This window comes from Alcaligenes sp. SDU_A2 (assembly GCF_038237375.1).
GTDB lineage: Bacteria > Pseudomonadota > Gammaproteobacteria > Burkholderiales > Burkholderiaceae_B > Alcaligenes.
This window is the reverse complement of the sequence record NZ_CP151273.1, coordinates 1699503-1718474: the sequence shown is the minus strand read 5'-3', so window position 1 is coordinate 1718474 and position 18972 is coordinate 1699503. Positions and strand designations below refer to the sequence as shown.

The following is an 18972-nucleotide window of genomic DNA, read 5'->3' as shown; positions in this document are numbered from 1 at the left end:
GCTCTCGAGATCCGGTTGGAACAAAAACCCGGTTGAACCGGGCTGATTGCTGTGATGAGCACCATTATGACAGGCTCAGTAACTGGGACAAGACCAGCTGTTATCCTAGTATTGAAACTACCCGTCTGGATTAGAATGCATAGAAAGGGCTGCGCGGCCAACAAGCCACTGTCACACAGAACGCACCCCCGCCTTCCTGCGCAGCCTGCCGCCTTCGACACGTTCTCTGCCCCGCCCGCACAAGGTCTTTGCCTTTCAAACGGTTCCATCTGTTGTCGAAGCGATTCCGAATGAGCAAAGAGACATGCAGAAGTAAACAAGGCCATCAAGACATTGAAACACGGCGCAACCATGTGGCCGCTCCCTGCGGGTTTCAGCGTCGGCGGGGCGGGTCAGGCGGTTTGCCGCTGGCAAGCAGGCGGGCCGGGAAGCAAGGGTCGTGCTGTTCGAGGAGCGTGCCTGCGGTTCGTCCTACGGACGAACCGCGCTCCGAGTTCACGACCCGCCCGGCCCGCCTGCTTGACAAGGGCACCGGTGCGCAGCACCGGCAAACCGTCAGCCCAGGCGACGCTGAAACCCGCAGGGAGCGGCTGGCATAGAGAGTTTGCAGCACTTCGCCAAGAGCACCGTTGCACCGCTCACACGCAAGACAGCGTCAAACACCAGACAATCGCTCTACCGCCGTGCCTGCTCGTACAAAGGCATGACACGCTGGGAAATGGCCTGCAGATCGGCAATGCGGGTCGAGGACGATGGGTGGGTGGACAAAAATTCGGGCTGGGCGCTGCCTTGCTCCAACGCCGCCATTTTCTGCCACAAGGTGATCGCGGCACGCGGATCGTACCCGGCGCGCGCAGCCAGCTCCACTCCGATCAGATCAGCTTCGCTCTCGTGCGTGCGGCTGTTGGGCAGCTCGAACATGACTTGGCTGAGCGAACTGCCCAGATCGTTGACCTCGCGCATCCCGGTCACGGCGGACAACACGGACAAACCGAAAGACGTTGCCATTTTCTGCGACACCTGTTCACGCGAATGTTCGCGCAGCGCATGCGCCATCTCGTGGCCAATAATGGCAGCCAACTCAGCATCCGAAGGCCGGATGCGCTGGATCAACCCCGTATAGACGGCGATCTTGCCCCCCGGCATGCACCAGGCATTGACCTCGTCCTGGCTGATGACATGCACTTCCCAATTCCAGCCGGCGGCATCGGGCCGAAAAACACCGACCTGGCCGATCAGCCGCTGCGCGATGGCGCGCACCCGCCGGGTCTGGGCTGCGTCCCTGTCCAGCGCCTTCTGCGCGCGCGCCTGTCCTAACACCTGGGCATAATTTTGCGCCGCCGCCTGATTGAGCTGCGCTTCGGACACCAGACCGGACATGTATTGCTTGCGCTCCACACCCACCTGCCCGCTGGATGTGGTCTGGACCGCGGCGCAGCCAGCCAGGGCTACGGCCAGCGCACCGGCTGCCAATCGTTTGCCTAAGACAGTACGTTTCATGATCGACTCCACCAAAAAGCTGACGCAGCGACAGACACGAGACGGTATCTGGCGTGCGGATCAGGTCCTGATCGAGCACTGCGCCTGATGGCGCAGGCAATGATCCATCAAAACAATCGCCAACAAGGCCTCGGCAATCGGCGTGGCCCGAATACCCACGCACGGATCGTGGCGGCCCAGAGTCTGAACCTCTACTGCCTGGCCGCTGCGGGTGACCGACGGACGCATGGCACGGATACTGGACGTAGGCTTGATCGCCAAGGACACGGTGATCGCCTGCCCTGAGGAAATCCCCCCCAACACGCCACCGGCATGATTGGTCTGAAAGCCGTCCGGGTAAATAGCATCGCCATGCTCCGAGCCTTTTTGCACAATGCTCTCGAAACCGGCACCGATGGACACGCCCTTGACGGCATTCAGTCCCATCATGGCATGGGCAATGTCTGCATCCAGCCGGTCGTATATAGGTTCGCCCCAGCCCGCCGGCACGCCCTCGGCCACCACTTCAATACGGGCACCGATGGAGTCGCCTTCTTTGCGCAGCTCGTCCATATAGGACTCCAGCTGCGGCACCATCTCGGGGTCGGGCGCGTAAAACGGGTTTTGCCCCACGCTGTCCCAGCTCTTGAAGGGAATATGCAAAGGGCCGAGTTGGCTCATGTAGCCACGAATCAGAATGCCGAAATGCTGAGCCAGCCATTTCTTGGCAATCGCCCCTGCCGCCACGGTAGGCGCGGTCAGGCGCGCCGACGAACGGCCACCGCCACGCGGGTCGCGGTTGTCAAATTTTTTCCAATAGGCATAGTCGGCATGGCCGGGGCGAAAGGTATCGAGCAAATTGCCATAATCTTTGCTGCGCGCATCCGTGTTGCGAATCAGCAGGCTGATGGGCGTGCCCGTAGTGCGGCCTTCGTAAATGCCCGACAGAATCTCGACCTGATCGGGTTCGCGGCGCTGCGTAACGTGGCGCGAAGTCCCGGGACGACGTCGATCCAGCTCGATCTGAATATCCTGTTCGGACAATTCCAGCCCAGGGGGACAGCCATCGATGACCGCGCCAATGGCCGGTCCGTGAGATTCACCATAGTTGGTGACGCAGAAGCTTTTACCTAGTGTGTTGCCGGACATACGTGGATTCGTTGCGAAAAAGTGCGAAAAAGAAAACGGACAGACAGGATTATGGCATTGTTCGCCCTGCTGAGCAGACCCTGCCTGCCTGGCCGGGCATTTGTCCAGGCGATCAGGACGAGCAACTGACTTCCAGCCTGCAGCCCCAATCCGGCGGCACAGCCGCATAGGCCTGGTAACCGGGCCGTTCGGTATAAGGGTCGCTCAACAAACGCATCAAAGTGTCAATTTCCGATGCATCGCCCTGTGCGGCAGCCTGTATGGCCTGCTCGGCCAGATAATTGCGCAACACGTACAAGGGATTAACGCGATTCATGTCCACGATGCGCTGCGGCGTGTCCGAACCGTCCATAGCCAGACGCTGACGATAGTTCTGCAGCCAATCCCGAGCGGCTTCGCTATGCCCGAACAGCTCCAGAAACGCCTCGGGTATGGCCGGTGCATGAGCCAATGCCCGGAACGAAAGGGTAAAGTCCGCGCCACTGTCATGGAGCAAGCGCCACCAGTCATCGACCAGCGCGGCGTCCGCCTCGGTCCAGGTGCGCAGACCCAGCTTGGCCTGCAAATTGGCGTAGTAACGCGCCAGAAAATGACGCTCAAATGTCTGCAGCGTCTCTTGCAGCGCCTGGGCATCCAGATCCAGCCCCATCAAGGCGCTGGCAAGACGATATAAGTTCCAGTGCACCACAGACGGTTGACGGTTCCAGGCGTAACGTCCCTGGGTATCGCTGTGATTGCAGACATGATCGAGCTGGAAGCGATCCATAAACCCATAGGGGCCATAATCGATGGTCAGGCCCAGAATGGACATATTGTCGGTATTCATGACTCCGTGGCAAAAACCCACCGTCTGCCAGTCAGCTACCATTTGCGCGCTGCGCCGGGTGACTTCGGCCAGAAAACGGCACACGCGCTCCTGCTCGGTGCCCGCTTGCTGATGCAAGGCCGGGTAGAACTCGCGCAGCACGTAATCCAACAAAGTGCGCAAGCGCTCGGGATCATGGGCCCAATGCTCGAAAGAGCCGAAACGCACAAAGCTGGGCGCAACCCGCGTAACGATGGCACCGGTTTCCACCGTTTCCCGATAGACCGGCGTATCGGATGTGACCAGCGCCAAGGCGCGGCTGGTGGCGATCCCCAGCCCGACCATGGCCTGACTGGCCAGATATTCGCGCACGCTCGAACGCAGCACGGCGCGACCATCGCCCATGCGCGAATACGGCGTCTTGCCCGACCCTTTGAGCTGCAATTCCTGAGGCCCATCAGCGGTGTCGATCTGGCCGAGCAAATGGGCCCGACCATCGCCCAACTGCCCTGCCCAGACACCGAACTGGTGACCGCTGTACACCGCCGCCACGGTGCGTCCGCCCGGCAATGGCTGCTGACCGGCTACTACGTTCAGAAAATCGCTTTCATGCAGACGCGTCGGGCTCAGCCCCAATTGCACAGCCAGATCCGTGTTGACATGCAGCAGGCGCGCATTGGCCAGCGGCTGCGGCGACACGGCAGTATAAAAGACGCTGGGCAGGTCCGCGAAAGTATGGCGAACAGCCAGGCCGTCAAACAAACTGGACATGAACGCTCCTTAAACTGCCTTGCCCGCTTTCTGGGCTTTGGCGCGCTGCTTGGCGGCCTTCTTGGCCGGCCACAGATAGAAGATGGCGCAGAAATAGAAAACCATGGTCAGCGCGATCTCACCCAAGGCCCAAGGCAACACATTAGGCACCGGATCGGACCAGGCGCGCATGATGCCCTCGGCAAAATACAGCAGAATCATCATGGAGGTCCACTGCAAGGTATACAGATTGCCCTTGAACACGCCGCGCAGCGGCAACACCAAAGGCACCACTTTCAGGGCCATCCAGGAGCCGCCTGGTTTAAGGGGCGCAAAATGCAGCTCCCAAGCCAGGCAGAGAACGATAAGAGCGACCAGCGCTGCGGCGGCCACGCGATGTAGTACAGGGTTTAATGGTGCATGCATACTGTTATTATCACCTGAACCCTATAGAAAATGCAGCGCCCGGCGCACGAAACACCCATGAAGAACGACGAGGAACGACGCATGATCCCTGTCTTGCGCAGCGACGCCCCCCCATCCGCCGCCCCCCGCAAAGGCCTGACCCACCTGCTGGACATTGTGCGCTTCATCATCAAGCGGGTGGCCGAAAAAGACCTGATGAAAGTGGCCTCCAGCCTGACCTACACCACCATTCTTGCGCTGGTGCCCATGCTGACGGTGGTATTGGCCCTGTTCACCGCCTTCCCGCTGTTTCAAGAGTTCGAGAAAGCCTTGGAAGGTTTTCTGACGCGCAATCTGATGCCCTCGGTCGTGTCGGAAAATGTCATGCTGTACCTGAACCAGTTTGCCGCCAAGGCATCGGGGCTGACGGCCGTAGGCAGCTTGTTCCTGATCGTGACATCCATCTTGCTCATCATGACGATTGATGAGACTTTCAACGACATTTTTCAGGTACATATCCGGCGCCCGCTAGGCCAGCGCCTGCTAGTCTACTGGGCCATTATTTCGTTGGGCCCCATTCTGACCGGGGCCAGCCTGTGGGCCAGCGCCGTGCTGGCGCGCGAGTCCCTGGGCTATATCGGCGATCTGTCCGGCCTGCTGACCTTTGTTTTGTCCTATGTTCCGTTTCTGTTCAGCGCGCTGGGGCTGACTGCCTTGTTCGTCTACGTGCCCAACCGGCGTGTGTTGTGGCGCGATGCGCTGACCGGTGGCCTGCTGACCGCCGCTTTGCTGGAAATCATGAAGGCCGGTTTTGCCTTCTACCTGACGCGCTTTCCCACGTACACCATTATTTACGGTGCCTTTGCCACCCTGCCCATCTTCCTGCTTTGGATATATATATCCTGGCTGATCGTGCTGCTGGGAGCCTCGCTGGTGGCCATCCTGCCCGACTGGCGACGACGCAACTGGATCAAGCTGGACGTGCCCGGTATTGCGTTTACCGATGCGGTCAATATTCTGTACCATCTGTGGCTAAACCGCCTGGACCCCCAACCCGGCCTGAGCCTGGGCCAGATCAGCCTGCGACTGGAGCGCGACCCGGACGAGCTCAGTGCCGTGGCCTGTAAACTGAAGGAAATGGGTCTGATCGCCGATACCCAGCAAAACAACGACGAAGTCTGGGTTTTGAGCGGTGATCTGCGGCAGGTCGGCCTGAACAGTCTGGTCACGACATTTTTACTGGACCGCTCCCATGCCCACGAGGGTCCGCTAGAATATGTATTGAACCATTTATCCCACTTTTTCGACCAGCGAATGTCCAATCTGGAAACTCTGTTTGAATCGCCCGACGGTATTCTGACAGCGCCATCACACTCACAGAATCCCGATATCCGCCAGGAGACCCAGCATGCTAAAAGTCAGTGAAATCCTGCGTGTCAAAGGCGACACGCTTTATACCGGCACCCCCGACATGACCGTGGAAAAAGCCGTGCAAAGCATGAGCGAGCTGGACATAGGCTCACTGGTCATCATGGAACACGGCCAACTGGTCGGCATGTTGACCTTTCGCGAGATCATCCGCCATTGGCATGCCCACGGTTCCAAGGCCTCGGGCTTTACCGTGCGCAGCATCATGGACGACGCCCCGGTCAGCGTCACGCCCAACACCAGCGCCGACGAGGTACAGCGCCTGATGCTGGACAATCACGCACGCTACATGCCCGTCATGGACGGCCCCGTGCTGATGGGCGTCATTTCCTTCTACGACATGGCGCGCGCCATCGTGCATGCCCAGCAGTTCGAGAACAAGATGCTCAAGGCCTACATCCGCGACTGGCCAACGGACTCCGAGTCGCCCGAAGCCAATCCATAAACACATGCTTTACGCGTCGTTCTGACGCTTGAGTTCCTGCCAGGCCTGCGCAAGCAGGCCTGCATCGTTTTGCGACAACAAAACCGGATCGGTCAGGGTGCGACGCCACTGGCGCGCGCCCTTTTTGCCGTGCGGCCAGCCCAGCAGGCTCTTGAGCACAATACGCAGCGGCACGCCGGCCTGCACCTGGCCAGCCGCGTAGGCCTGCATGTGATCGATAACGGCATCGTCATCCAAAAGCACATCGCTTTCCCAGAGGCGCCGATGGATATCCGTCAGCACGGCAGGCGTATGCCAGGCGGCGCGACCGAGCATGACGCCGTCGAACTGCTGCTCCAGCGCCACTGCCTGCTCGGCCTGAGCAATGCCGCCATTGAGCACGAACAGAGCATCCGGAAAGTCGGCCTTCAGGCTGGCGGCGACGTCGTAGCGCAGCGGCGGAATTTCCCGGTTGTCTTTGGGCGACAGGCCCTTGAGCACGGCATTGCGCGCATGCACGGTAAACACTCGACAGCCGGCCTGGAAAAGAATGCCCACGAAATCACGCACAAAGTCGTAGGATTCGCTGTAATCCAGCCCCAGCCTGTGTTTGACCGTGACCGGCACCGCCACGGCATCTTGCATGGCCTTGACGCAGTCGGCCACCAGATGCGGCTCGGCCATCAGGCAGGCACCGAACGCCCCTTTCTGGACGCGCTCGGACGGGCAGCCGCAGTTCAGATTGATTTCATCGTAACCCCATTGTTCGCCCAACCGGGCGCTGGCGGCCAGGGCCTGCGGGTCGCTGCCGCCCAGTTGCAGGGCAACCGGATGCTCGGCCGCATCGAAATCCAGATGACGGGCCTGATCGCCGTGCAGCAAAGCACCGGTGGTGATCATTTCGGTGTACAGCAAGGCCCGGGGTGCCAGCAGGCGATGGAAAAAACGGCTGTGCCTGTCGGTCACATCGATCATGGGCGCTACGCTCAGGCGCCACATCTGGCCGTCAGGCAAGAGCGGTATAGTCATAAAATAGTGATCAGCGGCCCGTGCCAAAGCGCCAGGCACATAAAACGAAAGTTCTATTTTACTCGTGCCGCGCCGCCCGGGAAACGCCACAACAGGCGTCAAATCGACACAAGACCCCAAAAAGGCAGCGCACTGGTCTAAAATCTGCCGTTTGACCATTGCCGCGCGTCGCCTGACGATGCCACCATTTCCCACAGGACTCAGAATCAAGCATGGCTGTTTTTACCTCTGTCAGCGAACAAGATGCCCGCGCACTGCTGGACCACTACACCATCGGAGAACTGGTCTCCCTGCGCGGCATTACCGCCGGCATAGAAAACACCAATTACTTCCTGAGCACCACGCAGGGCGAATATGTCCTGACCCTGTTTGAAGTGCTGACGCTGGAACAACTGCCTTTTTATATCGAATTGATGCACCATCTGGCGGCCAAGGGGGTGCCGGTACCCGAGCCCATGACGCGTCGCGACGGCAAGCGGATCGGGGTTATGCACGGCAAGCCCTGCTCGATCGTGACCCGCCTGCGCGGCGGGTACGAGCCCGAGCCTACCGTCGAGCATTGCCGCCAAACCGCCGCCACCCAGGCCCGCGCCCATCTGGCCGCGCAGGACTTCCCGCTGCAACAACCCAACCTACGCGGGCTGGCATGGTGGCAGGCCACCGTCCCGCATGTGCTACCGTTTCTGGATGCCGACCAGGCACAACTGATTCAAGCCGTATTGCAGGAGCAAACCGACTTCGCGGCCACAGACTGCTACCGCAGCCTTCCCAAAGGCCCGGCCCACTGCGATCTGTTCCGCGACAATGTCCTGTTCGCGGGCACATCGGACGCGCCGCAAATGGGCGGTATCATCGACTTTTACTTTGCCGGCTGCGATACCTGGTTATTTGATGTCGCCGTGGGCGTGAACGACTGGTGCATAGACCGCTTGACCGGTGCTCTGGATCAGGACAAAGCCCAGGCCTGGCTGCACGCCTATGCACAAGTGCGTCCCTTCACCGATGCCGAGCACCAGGCCTGGCCACGCCTGATTCAGGCGGCCGCACTGCGTTTCTGGGTATCGCGCTTGTACGATTTTTACCTGCCGCGTCCCGCACAGACCCTCAAACCGCACGATCCGCGTCATTTCGAACGCGTACTGCGCCAGCGCCGGGATCACGGCGTCCCCGCCCTGCCGCGCTGATCACGGAGCACCACCATGCAGGCTGCCAAGCTTCCCTTTCTTTATGGCTGGTACTGGATTCAGGAGGGCATTCGGCTGTTCAAGCTGCAGCCCGCCGCCCTGTTCTTCTGGAGTCTGGCCACTTCCATTCTGATCAATCTGAGCATGCTGTTTCCCGTGCTGGGCCAGATGCTGCTGATCGTTCTGGTGCCGTCCATGACCTTCATCGTGCAAAACGCCTGCCGGCGCATTGACGCTGCACAGATCATGCGTCTGGGCATGTGGCTGGAACCGGTCAAACCCGCTGCCGTGCGCAAGCGCCTGCTGCTGCTGGGCCTGATCTACCTGCTGGCCTGTCTGGCCGCCGGTTTTCTGGCCACGGCACCGTTCGTGCCGGAATTATCTACTGTCATGAACGGCGACGCCCAGTCCATCAACCCCGAAGAAGTCATGGCGGTACTGCGCAAACCCATGCTGGCTTTCTTTGTAATTTACATCGGCCTGTCCGCGCTATTCTGGCATGCGCCCGCTCTGGTGGGCTGGCATGCCGTGCCGATTAAACAAGCCCTGTTCTTTTCCATGATCGCCTGCTGGCGCAACAAAGCCGCTTTCCTGCTCTACGGTCTATGCTGGGCCGCCGCGTTTTACGGCATCCAAACCCTGGGCCAACTGATGATGGGCGCAGGCCTGGGAGCCAGTGTCATCACGGTGGTGCTGACGCCGCTTAACCTGGCGATTGCCGCCGTGCTGTATGCCAGTTTTTATCCGGCCTATCGCAGCGTATTCGGTGACTCCGCCCCCCGCTCGGGCCAGGGTTTTTCCGGCAACGGCACCCAGCTATAAGCAGCGCCTTGCCGCAAGTGCCGCAAGGCTTGCTGCAAGGTTTGCTGCAAGAAACTGCCATCTTGGACGCAGGCCAAATACCCCACAGGCAGCTCCAGCACCGAATATGCCTGCCTGCATCCGTACCAACGGGCGGCAGGCACCCGGTGCCACAGACGCACCGGGCAATCGTGACGGTCCAGAAAGCACAGATCCAGACGGCACCGCATACCCAATGTATGTACAGCTCGGCATGGCCGCAGCCATAGCCCATGCACATACCCATCGCCCTGCGGCAAGGCATGCCAACCCCACAAACGCGCCCAGGCACTGGATGCATCGTGCAGGAAAAAACCAGGAGGGCTTCTGAGCGGACGGCCCATCGACACGCCGCTCAACCCTGACCCACCAGCCAGGGGCCGGCCAGCGTCATGCCCAAGACCAGAAAGGTGCACGGAAAAACACATAGCACCAACGGCATCAAGAGATAGACCGGCAGCTTCAGGGCACGCTGTTCGGCCTCCAGCTGCACGCGTTGACGCAACTGCTCGGCTTGCGCACGTAACAAACTTGCCAGGGAAAGACCCGTTTCCTGCGCCAGCTCTAGCGCCAAGGCCAAGTCGTCAAGATCGGCCTGACGGACACGCCCTGCGGCATTACGCATGGCCGCAGACAATCGGTGCCCTGCTCTGACATCGGCCAACACCTGATTGAGCGACTGCTGCAACGCCCCCGCAGGCACACTGTTCAAAGCCTGCACCCAAGCCTGCTGCAGGCCCAGGCCCGACTCAAGCGCCAGCACCAGCAGATCCAGAAAGAAAGGCAATTCGCGCCTGCTGGCACGAGAGCGGCGAGACTGAAGACGGCGCACCTGTTGCACACGATGCAGCACCGCCGCCGGCACAGCCGCCATGCACAGCAGCAACGTCTGCCCAAGGGGAAAACCATATGCAAACAGTACTCCCACCATCAACATGGCTGCCAAACCGGTCAAAGCCATTGTCCTGACGATGGACAGCGAGGCATCATCCGCACCGCCTTCCAGATAACGCTGTCGCCACTCATTGAGCAACGGCATGGAGCCCAGCGCGACCCAGGCAGAAGCAAACGGTGCCTCCCATGCCAGCCAGGCTGCCTGCCCCAAAGAGCCGCCCTGACGCAACAGACGCCGACAGCGCCGCTGCCATCCCCACAACAAAGCCAGCAATAGACAGACAGCGCTGAATCCGGCCAACAACCATGTCAGACTCAACATGACGGCTCCCCAGAATACAATATGCGTCGCATCCACCACATTCCTGTCACTAAAAGCGCGACAATCGCGGCGGCGACCCATGCTCCACCAGGGCTGTACCAGGCCAGCCGGAAGCCGTCGGGGTCCAGACCATACAAAACGGCAGCCAGCAACAAAGGCAAAACCACCATAATGCGGGCCTGCAAACGAGCCTGCGCGGTCAGGGCCTGGATTTTTTCTTCCATGGACAAGCGCGTCCGCAACGTCTGCGCCAACACCTTTAGCATGACTGACATGCCGGTCCCCGTGCCTTGCCCCATCGTCAAAACACCCAGAAACATGGATAGATCGTCCAGCGGCACACGGATCAGCAGTTGCTCGTAGCTGGCCTGACGCCCCATGCCCAATCGCTGCCAGCGCAAAAGCAAACGAAACTCCTGCCCCAAAGGAGCGGCCAGCGATTGTGCCAATTGCTCCAATGCCGCCTGGACAGCCAGCCCCGCCTGCAAAGCCAGTGCCAGCGACAACACAAAATCGGGCAACTGACGCCGCAAACGGCGCAGTCTCTGCGCTTGTACGGCTCGCATCAACAAAACAGGCAGCACCAGGCCTGCGACGGTCAGCAACAGAGCAAGCAAAGCGGACTGCCATAGCCACCAGGCCAGCAACGGTAATAACAGCGGCAGCGTCACCCCGCCCGCTACCAGATACTGGCTGCGGACAAACACAAAATGCGATTGCAGACTATCCCTGGAACTAGCCTGCAATCGCTGCCGGTAAAGACGCAAGATATACGTGCCGACGCGCAGCAAAACATAGACCAGCAGGCTGGCTGCCAATAAGGTGCCGATCAGCGCCAGGCTTTTCATGTCAGCCCTTTGTGTGCGCGCACGCGCTCCGAGACCAGCCCACTGCCGACAAAGCCCATTGACGGTCTATAGCTGTACAAAGACTGCAGCTGAACACTGTTACCTTCCATGCCCGTGACTTCCACCACTTCACTGACCACTCGACGGCCATCGGGCAGGCGGCTAAGCTGCACGAGCACATGCAAAGCGCGGGCAATATGTTCGCGCACCACATTCAGGGGCAGCTCCAAGCCCGACATCAGCACCATCCCTTCCAGGCGGGACAAGGCATCGCGCGGACTATTGGCATGCAATGTCCCCATAGAGCCTTCGTGGCCGGTATTCATGGCCGACAGCATGTCAAAGGCCTCCGCCCCACGACATTCCCCCACAATGATGCGGTCCGGCCGCATGCGCAAGGCCTGCCGCAAAAGACTGCGTATATCCACCTGCCCCTGTCCTTCCGCATTGGCGGGGCGCGACTCCAGCGACACCCAATTGGCATGCTGCAACTGCAACTCGGCTGCATCTTCCAGCGTCACGATACGTTCACCCGCATCGATGCACGTGCTGAGCACATTCAGCAAGGTCGTCTTGCCGGTGCCCGTCCCCCCCGAAACCAGAATATTGCAGCGCATCGCGACAGCCTGCCCCAAAAAGGCGGCCATATCCGCGGACAGGCTGTCGGACTGCAACAAATCCCGCAACGCCAGGCGACGATGCGGAAACTTGCGTATGGTCACGCACGTGCCCTTGACCGCCACCGGTGCCAATACGGCGTGAAAGCGGGAACCATCCGGCAAGCGACCGTCCACCGCCGGCGAGCTAACATCCAGCCTGCGCCCCAAGGGGGCCAGAATACGATCGATAACGGCACGTAAGGCCGCTTCGCTGCTGAACGAAGCGCCATGCCGATGCAGACGCCCCTGCCGCTCCACGAATACGCAACCGTGATGATTCACCATGATTTCTGATATATCCGGGTCGGCCAGCAAGGGTTCCAGCGCCCCAAAACCCACTGCCTCGGCGCAGACGGCGGCCTGCAACGCAGGCTGGTCGCCGGCCGCAAGCGCGCATTGCGCACGAATCAGTTTGCCAACACGTTCATGTGCTTCTTGGTATAGCTGCTGATCGCTCAGACGCGACAGATCGCGGCGCTCCAGTTGCAAAGACTCCAGCAAGGCCTGATGCAGGCGCTGTTGTTCCTGCCGAAACACCGTGTCCTGCGCAGACGGCAGGCTGTCTGCCGCAGCGACGTCGCTCGCGGTAAAAGCTGCCTGATCGTCTTGCGGTGCAACACACACGGGCACGCTCTGGACATGCAAAACGAAGCCCGCCATCGAAAGCATATCGCCCACACGCAAAGGACCGTCGTCGTAAACACGCCGTCCATTGAGCAAAACACCGGTCAAGGAACCATGATCCTGCACATAAACCGCACCGGCCCGCTCCAGAAAACTGGCATGTTGCTTGGCAATTCGCCAGGATGGCAGAACCAGGTCGCAGGCAGGATCGCGGCCGACCAATGCCGGCAAAGACAAGGTCAGTTGCCGCGCTGCATCGCGCTCCGCTTGCACCTCAAGGCTGAACACGATGAACCTCGCTGTCGGACAGGGACCATTGGGATGTGATGTCAGGCCGGGACACAGCATGGCCCGAATGATCCGCCCGGACCGGCGTATTGAGTCTTGGCGGCTCTGGAAAGGCCTGCTCCAGCCATTGAGCGGAATTGGCCTGCCGGGCGAGAAAATCAGGATGATCAGCATCGACCAAGGTGGGCGTGACGAACACCGCCAATTCTGTTTCGTGGCGGGCAAAACGCTCGGAACGAAATAAAGCGCCCAACACGGGAATGTCGGCCAGTCCCGGCAGGCGATCCAGGTGACGGGATTGCTCGCGCGAAATAAAGCCAGCCAACACCAGCGTCTGCCCCGAGCGCACATTGAACTCGGTCGAAGCTCGGCGGGTCTTGAGCGAAGGGCCGCTGGGCTGCGATTGGCTGGCGTCGACCGCGCTGACCTCGACCTCGATGCGTGAGCGCACCAGGCCACCGCGCTCCACCCTGGGCACTATGCGCAACGATACGCCGTAAGGCTTGAACGTGGTGTTGCTGTTCCCTTTGGCGTCGGTCACGGTATAGGGCAACTCGCCGCCGGCCAGAAATTCGGCTTGCGAGCCGCTGCGCGCCAGCAGTTGCGGTTGCGCCAGCACGACAGCCTGCCCCTCTTGCGCCATGGCCTGCACCCGGGCCGACATCAATGCACCGATGCCAAAAAACGCGGCTCCCTGACGCGCAGGAAAAGGCAAAGGTAGCGCAGCCTGGCCGGGCCGTTCCAAAAACTGATGGGTAGCCGCATCCCAGCCCAGGCCCATGCTCATACCGCCTTGAGATGTACCGTCCCAGCGCACACCGAGTTCGCGCAGACTGTTTCGAGGAACTTCCACCACCTGCACATCCAGCAAAACCATAGGCTCCCAACCGTCCTGCTGGGTAAAATCCAGCAATTGCGGATGTTGCTGACTCAGCGATTGGATACGCTCCTTGTCCTGATCGCTGAGTCCTTCGCCCTCCAACACCAGCTTGCCCCCCAACTCGCTGACGCGTAACTGCGGAATGCGTCCCAAGAGTTCGCGCAGTTCCGCCAAGGTCTGCCTGTGATTCTCCGGCGCAACCTGGATCTGATAAGAACGGCTTGACCCCGACTCCGCCCACACCTGCACTGCCGTCCGACCGGCTTTGCGCGCGAACAAAATCAGCTCACGCGATTCGGTCGTCATGGCGTGGACGATGTCACCATCGCCCACGGCAACGCGTTCGACCTGACTATCAGGTAGAACCAGCAGCTCGCCCACCTGCAACTCCAGTTCCTGGGCAAGCACAGGCGCTGGCAGCCCAACCATGACACACGCTCCCAAAAAAACAATGAAATAAGACATAGCGTTCATGGCTGCTCCTTGACCGTCGCACCAGACCCAGGCAAATTCAGCCAACCCAGCTTCTCCAACTCGGGCAGGCCCGCCTCCCCCCCGGAGCGATTGCCATACAAGACTTCGATTCGTCGGCCTGCCCTGCCCGATGCCCCCAATCCCAGAATATCCGCCAGCTCACCACGCACGGCGGCCTGATAAGGGCTTTGATCATCGGGATGACGCAGCAAGGCCGTGATGCGGCCATGCTGCCGGGCCGCCAACAACTTCAAGGCTTCGTCAGGCCCCACATCCAGAGTCAGCGTGCTGTAATCCTGATCTTGCGCCAACAAAGCGGCATCCTGCTCCTGAGATCGCTGCCCGGTAGCCAGAACCGGCACGGCCTGCAACAAAGGGGCGGTGACCCGTCGCTGCTGATCATCAAAGCTGACGTACAGATCAATAAGATCGCCCGGTCGGATCAGTCCCGACACCGAACTGAGCGCATCCACCGGGACCGTCACCGCACGCCGCCCCGAAATCAACTGCTCGGAAAACGGCCCGGTCTGCCCACGAACATGGGCGTGAGTGATCAGATCGCCGGCCTTCAGGCCTTGAATGAGCGTCATCCCGGCCAGCTCGCGGAAATGGGAAGCATCCAGACTGTCGCTGGGCACCAGTTCAGCCGGATAGGCCCGCGCCGCCAGATGTTCGGTCTGCAAGACCGTACCGGGTGCCAGCATCGCGGCTGCCACGACGCGCTGCAATTGCGGTCGCTCACTGGCCTGACGCAATGCTTGTTCCTGCTTATGCAGATACGCATTCATGGACACGGCTGCCAGCACACCCGCGATCAGGGCCAGCAGCGCCAACCCAACCCCAGGATGACGAAGCAAACGGAAAAGAAACGAATGACTCATGGCAAATAGCCCCTGCACTGTGCGCACTTAAGCAGCAAATAGTCGGCCTGCTGATGCCGAACCGGCACCAGCTCCAGCATCGCCTGGCCCTTTTCCCACCGTCTCTCGGAAGACTCAGGCTGCCAGCCCTGGGCGCGCAACTGACCGTGCCAGTTCTCCTGCGCCTGAATCAGCCAAAGCTGTTCGTTGCCGGCCAGGGCATGCTGCCATAACACCAACCCTGAAACCGGAGGGACGACAACAGGCTGAGGCAAGGCAGACGGCTGCAGGCGAGTCAACGCACCGGATAGCCCCCCTTCCGAGAGCTGATCCAGCCATAACACACAGCCCTTGTCGTCTGTACTGGCCTGAAGCACCCATTGCCTGTCGACTCTGAGAGCACGCTGAAAGACGCCGCACGCCGGCGTCAGGCGACGAGCCAAGTCGTGCACCGCAAGATCAGACTGAAAATGCCAGGATTGCACCCGCCCCTGAGCTGTCTGGCTATCGGGTCCGGCCACCCAGCGAATCTGTGGGTCGTCCAAAGTGATGGATGCCCCTGCGCTTGTGGCTCCGAATGCGAACAAAAGACACACCATAAATACCTTATATTGCGTCATGGTGCCTCCTGGGGATCGACATCCGGGACCACATCCTGCCACGGCCCCAGCCAGTCCAGATCGGGAAGAGGTCGCCCCCAGGCCGAGTCCAAAGGCCCGGCTGCCCGACCGCTTGCCTGTCCTGCCCGCAGGCTATCTTGGCTTGCACGCAACCATGCACTAGGGCTGGCCGCCAGGCGTTGTCTGGTCTGGCGCATATCGGCCGCTTGCCCCGCGCCCCCCATCAGCTGTGACCGGCGAGTCAAAGCCAAACCAGCTTGAGCGGCGGGCAAGCCAGCGAGCCGGTCCAGTCCCACACTGGACTGCACTTGCCAGCTCCCGCTGCTCATGCCCAGAAGTTCGATCCGCAAAGACTCGGTGTACCGGTCGGCTGCGGGCCTAAAAACCCGATGGCTACGCAAACCAGCTTGTTCCATAGACGGTGTTTGCATGGGTTTGCCATGCGCATCATGGGCAAACACATTGACGTGACTGATTTGTTGAAGCTGCTGCAGACGATGTTGATGGGTCATGAGCCAGCGCCCACCTACGATCATCAATCCCAGCACAACACCGAGTAAACAGGTTTCAAGCAGTACGGCACCATTTTGCAGACGGTTCATGAACGATCTCCTAGGCGGGACGGATCAATCAAGCGGGCCTGCCAGAATGGTTGAAACAAACTGGGTCTGACCGGTGCATCAGCGATCGGACTTGCGGGAACAGAAAAAAACACCTGGGCGGCGGAGACAGCATGCACCACCTGCCCCAGGTGCCCCTGCCCTTGCAAGCCCAAGCGCAGCGCCAGGCGGGATTGGGGCTGGACAATGGCATAGCCTTGCGGCAATCCCGCCTGTGGCCAGCGCATGGCATCGCGCCTGCCCCAGGCTTTGGCTACTGTATTGTCGCCAGCCGAAAACAAGGAACCGTTGCCTTGTTCCAGGGCCCAACGCCAGAAATCTTGTCCTGAAAAATCCGGTGGAGCCTGTATGCCCGTTGTCCCTTCAGGAGACTGCAAGGCCCAGGCCATGGCATATTCGCGAAAGTAGCAGCCCAGCCAGCGATTGGAACGCAAGGCATGCAGAGACTGGGTATCGTCGGACTGCCAGCGTCCCTGCGCATCCAGACTGGTACGGCCTGTGCGCCGCAATTTATGCCGCCACAAAGGGCAGCGCCGATCAACAGGCCAAAGAGAGTCGGCAACATACTCCCTAGGGGCAAGAAAACCATACAGCCCCACCAATGTCCGCAAGGCCGGACGCCACTGCTGTTCGCCGCTGCGTCGTCGCAGAAAATCGGGCCAATCGTCCGACTCCAGATGCCAGGACAAGCTGCTGGCGGGCCAATCGGGCAGGCTTGCCTGCAACACGGTATCGATGATGGCGCGACGACGCTGTGCCAAGCCAAGCACCAATTGCTCCTGCGCCTTGACCAGGACCTGATGGACCAGTTGCTGATGCTGATCGAAAGCCCCTTCCAGAGCTTGCTGCTGATCACCTGCCGATCGCGCGCCGGTATAGGCCGCTCCGTGGCCGGAACCGAACATCATGGCGATGAGATAGGCTGGAGGATTACCACGCCGCATCTGCGCGGACTGAGTCTGAGCGGCCCGGTCCCACGTTGCCAAGGTAAGCAGATGCGCCAGCGCCAACTGATGCCCCAACTGCGCACGATTGATATACGCCAGTAAATTAAGGGTTCTGGCCTGCTCGGTAGCGGCGCTATAGGCCGCCGCATCCAGCACCAGCGACAGACGCCCCTGCTGCTCGGCAATCTGGTTGACGTGGAAGTAACCCAGCCAGGCGGCCGACAAAGCCGACATGACCGCCAGCCCCCAGACCAGGGCAACCCCTTTCTGCGTGCTGTGCAGGCGGGTCATGGCGCATTGCCCGTGAACGATTTAAGGCCTTTTTCCGCCCCTTGGGCCGCTGCCGCCGAAGCAGCCGACTGCGCCTGCCGCGACTGCTCCGACCCGTCTTCGCCCGCCAGTTCCTTGGCCATGGCGGCGGTCTGGTTGCGGATGACCTGCCCGAACGATTGATAGACGGCGATAGCCGCCACCGCGACCAAGGCCACGATTACAAGATACTCGACCATGCCCTGGCCGCGCTGCTGTCTGCTGAACTGCTCCATAGGATTCTCCCGGAAGTCAGCCTACAGTTTGCGTGCGTACCGATTCTGTTCCTATTCGCAAAAGCCGAGCTGGGCAGCACTGTCCTGCCCTTGCCCATACCGGATACATTGCACGACCCCAGCGACAGCACCATGCAACAAAAAAAAGCCGCCTGGGGCTTGATACCCCTAGCGGCTTTTTTGTCCGGCTAAAAACCGGGTCAGACCAGACGAACGTCTATGCTGCCCAGCCCTTCTATGGCTCCATGCATCACATCGCCGCGTTCGACTGCGCCGACGCCGGCCGGCGTTCCGGTGAAGATGATATCGCCCGGATACAGTTCAAATAGACCCGACAAATAAGCGATGGATTCGGCCACATTCCAGATCAGCTGCGCCAGGTCGCCGCTCTGGCGGTATTGGCCATTGACCTGCAACGTAATGGCACCGCTGGCCAGTTCGCCGATACGGCTGCGCGGCGTCAAGGGGCCGACAGGGGCCGAATGATCAAAGGCCTTGCCGACCTCCCAGGGACGTCCGGCTTTTTTGGCCATCGTCTGCAAGTCGCGCCGGGTCATATCCAGCCCTACCGCGTATCCCCACACGCATTCGGCCGCCTGCTGCACGGACAGATCACGCCCGCCTTTTGACAAGGCCACGACCAATTCGATCTCGTGATGCAAGTCCTGCGTACGGGAAGGATACGGCATGTCGCAGACCTGACCGGGCAGCACGTTCAGAATGGCATCGGCCGGTTTGCAGAAGAAAAACGGATCTTCGCGCCCGGTGAAACCCATTTCCTGAGCGTGCTCGACATAGTTACGGCCTACGCAATAAATGCGCCGCACAGGAAAAAGCTGATCGCTGCCCTGTACGGTCAAGGCCGCAAGCGGCGGTGTGGGGATGACGGTATTCATCA

The 18972-nt window shown here is 60.4% G+C and carries 19 protein-coding genes; 4 read left to right on the top strand and 15 right to left on the bottom strand.

Translation table 11 applies throughout. The features are described 5' to 3' along the window. Nucleotides 1-675: 675 nt before the first annotated feature. The 4 genes from AADW57_RS08055 to AADW57_RS08040 all read right to left on the bottom strand — a co-directional run bounded on the left by AADW57_RS08055 (nucleotide 676) and on the right by AADW57_RS08040 (nucleotide 4609). Nucleotides 676-1500 carry a M48 family metallopeptidase gene (locus AADW57_RS08055; protein WP_341669533.1) on the bottom strand — a complete coding sequence of 275 codons (825 nt, stop codon included), beginning with the start codon at nucleotides 1498-1500 and terminating at the stop codon, nucleotides 676-678. Between the two features lie 60 nt (nucleotides 1501-1560). Next, nucleotides 1561-2628, bottom strand: a complete 1068-nt coding sequence (aroC, locus tag AADW57_RS08050) for a chorismate synthase (protein WP_341669532.1) — start codon at nucleotides 2626-2628, stop codon at nucleotides 1561-1563. A gap of 112 nt (nucleotides 2629-2740) precedes the next feature. Beyond that, nucleotides 2741-4204 (bottom strand): protein adenylyltransferase SelO, encoded by a 1464-nt coding sequence (locus AADW57_RS08045; protein ID WP_341669531.1) that lies wholly within the window; start codon nucleotides 4202-4204, stop codon nucleotides 2741-2743. Nucleotides 4205-4213: 9 nt separating this feature from the next. Continuing rightward, nucleotides 4214-4609: a DUF2069 domain-containing protein gene (locus AADW57_RS08040; protein WP_341669530.1), complete on the bottom strand. Its 396-nt coding sequence runs from the start codon at nucleotides 4607-4609 to the stop codon at nucleotides 4214-4216. Between the two features lie 57 nt (nucleotides 4610-4666). On the opposite strand from AADW57_RS08040, the gene AADW57_RS08035 reads away from it, so the two are divergent. Together AADW57_RS08035 and AADW57_RS08030 are read left to right on the top strand one after the other, a co-directional pair. Then, nucleotides 4667-6013, top strand: coding sequence for a YihY family inner membrane protein (locus AADW57_RS08035; RefSeq protein WP_341669529.1), 1347 nt, complete (start codon nucleotides 4667-4669; stop codon nucleotides 6011-6013). Further along, nucleotides 5997-6461, top strand: a complete 465-nt coding sequence (locus AADW57_RS08030) for a CBS domain-containing protein (RefSeq protein ID WP_341669528.1) — start codon at nucleotides 5997-5999, stop codon at nucleotides 6459-6461. The genes AADW57_RS08035 and AADW57_RS08030 overlap by 17 nt, the downstream gene beginning before the upstream one ends. Before the next feature lie 9 nt (nucleotides 6462-6470). Here AADW57_RS08030 and dusA read toward each other — a convergent pair whose 3' ends face one another. Beyond that, on the bottom strand, nucleotides 6471-7469 hold the full coding sequence (gene dusA, locus AADW57_RS08025; RefSeq protein ID WP_341669527.1) for a tRNA dihydrouridine(20/20a) synthase DusA: 999 nt from the start codon (nucleotides 7467-7469) through the stop codon (nucleotides 6471-6473). Nucleotides 7470-7681: 212 nt separating this feature from the next. Between dusA and AADW57_RS08020 the strand changes: the two genes are divergently transcribed. Beyond that, on the top strand, nucleotides 7682-8653 hold the full coding sequence (locus tag AADW57_RS08020; RefSeq protein ID WP_341669526.1) for a homoserine kinase: 972 nt from the start codon (nucleotides 7682-7684) through the stop codon (nucleotides 8651-8653). A gap of 15 nt (nucleotides 8654-8668) precedes the next feature. After that, nucleotides 8669-9475 (top strand): BPSS1780 family membrane protein, encoded by an 807-nt coding sequence (locus tag AADW57_RS08015; RefSeq protein ID WP_341669525.1) that lies wholly within the window; start codon nucleotides 8669-8671, stop codon nucleotides 9473-9475. Nucleotides 9476-9848: 373 nt separating this feature from the next. Here the strand turns inward: AADW57_RS08015 and AADW57_RS08010 are convergent, their stop codons facing one another. From AADW57_RS08010 to AADW57_RS07965, 10 genes are all read right to left on the bottom strand, one after another. Continuing rightward, nucleotides 9849-10709, bottom strand: coding sequence for a type II secretion system F family protein (locus AADW57_RS08010; RefSeq protein WP_341669524.1), 861 nt, complete (start codon nucleotides 10707-10709; stop codon nucleotides 9849-9851). Beyond that, nucleotides 10703-11557, bottom strand: coding sequence for a type II secretion system F family protein (locus AADW57_RS08005; protein WP_341669523.1), 855 nt, complete (start codon nucleotides 11555-11557; stop codon nucleotides 10703-10705). The genes AADW57_RS08010 and AADW57_RS08005 overlap by 7 nt, the downstream gene beginning before the upstream one ends. Beyond that, complete coding sequence (locus AADW57_RS08000; RefSeq protein WP_341669522.1) at nucleotides 11554-13128, bottom strand: ATPase, T2SS/T4P/T4SS family; 1575 nt, start codon at nucleotides 13126-13128, stop codon at nucleotides 11554-11556. The genes AADW57_RS08005 and AADW57_RS08000 overlap by 4 nt, the downstream gene beginning before the upstream one ends. Beyond that, nucleotides 13115-14482 carry a type II and III secretion system protein family protein gene (locus AADW57_RS07995; protein ID WP_341669521.1) on the bottom strand — a complete coding sequence of 456 codons (1368 nt, stop codon included), beginning with the start codon at nucleotides 14480-14482 and terminating at the stop codon, nucleotides 13115-13117. Before AADW57_RS07995 ends, AADW57_RS08000 begins: the two co-directional genes overlap by 14 nt. Beyond that, nucleotides 14479-15363 (bottom strand): Flp pilus assembly protein CpaB, encoded by an 885-nt coding sequence (gene cpaB / locus AADW57_RS07990; protein WP_341669520.1) that lies wholly within the window; start codon nucleotides 15361-15363, stop codon nucleotides 14479-14481. The genes AADW57_RS07995 and cpaB overlap by 4 nt, the downstream gene beginning before the upstream one ends. Further along, the gene (locus AADW57_RS07985; protein ID WP_341669519.1) at nucleotides 15360-15962 is read right to left on the bottom strand and encodes a hypothetical protein; all 603 of its coding nucleotides are present in this window, start codon (nucleotides 15960-15962) and stop codon (nucleotides 15360-15362) included. Before AADW57_RS07985 ends, cpaB begins: the two co-directional genes overlap by 4 nt. After that, nucleotides 15959-16564 carry a pilus assembly protein TadE gene (locus tag AADW57_RS07980; RefSeq protein WP_341669518.1) on the bottom strand — a complete coding sequence of 202 codons (606 nt, stop codon included), beginning with the start codon at nucleotides 16562-16564 and terminating at the stop codon, nucleotides 15959-15961. The genes AADW57_RS07985 and AADW57_RS07980 overlap by 4 nt, the downstream gene beginning before the upstream one ends. Next, nucleotides 16561-17820, bottom strand: a complete 1260-nt coding sequence (locus AADW57_RS07975; RefSeq protein WP_341669517.1) for a hypothetical protein — start codon at nucleotides 17818-17820, stop codon at nucleotides 16561-16563. Before AADW57_RS07975 ends, AADW57_RS07980 begins: the two co-directional genes overlap by 4 nt. Further along, entirely contained in the window at nucleotides 17817-18074 is a 258-nt protein-coding gene (locus tag AADW57_RS07970; RefSeq protein ID WP_341669516.1) for a hypothetical protein, read from the bottom strand. Before AADW57_RS07970 ends, AADW57_RS07975 begins: the two co-directional genes overlap by 4 nt. Before the next feature lie 200 nt (nucleotides 18075-18274). Beyond that, nucleotides 18275-18970: a fumarylacetoacetate hydrolase family protein gene (locus tag AADW57_RS07965; RefSeq protein ID WP_341669672.1), complete on the bottom strand. Its 696-nt coding sequence runs from the start codon at nucleotides 18968-18970 to the stop codon at nucleotides 18275-18277. Between the last annotated feature and the right edge of the window lie 2 nt (nucleotides 18971-18972).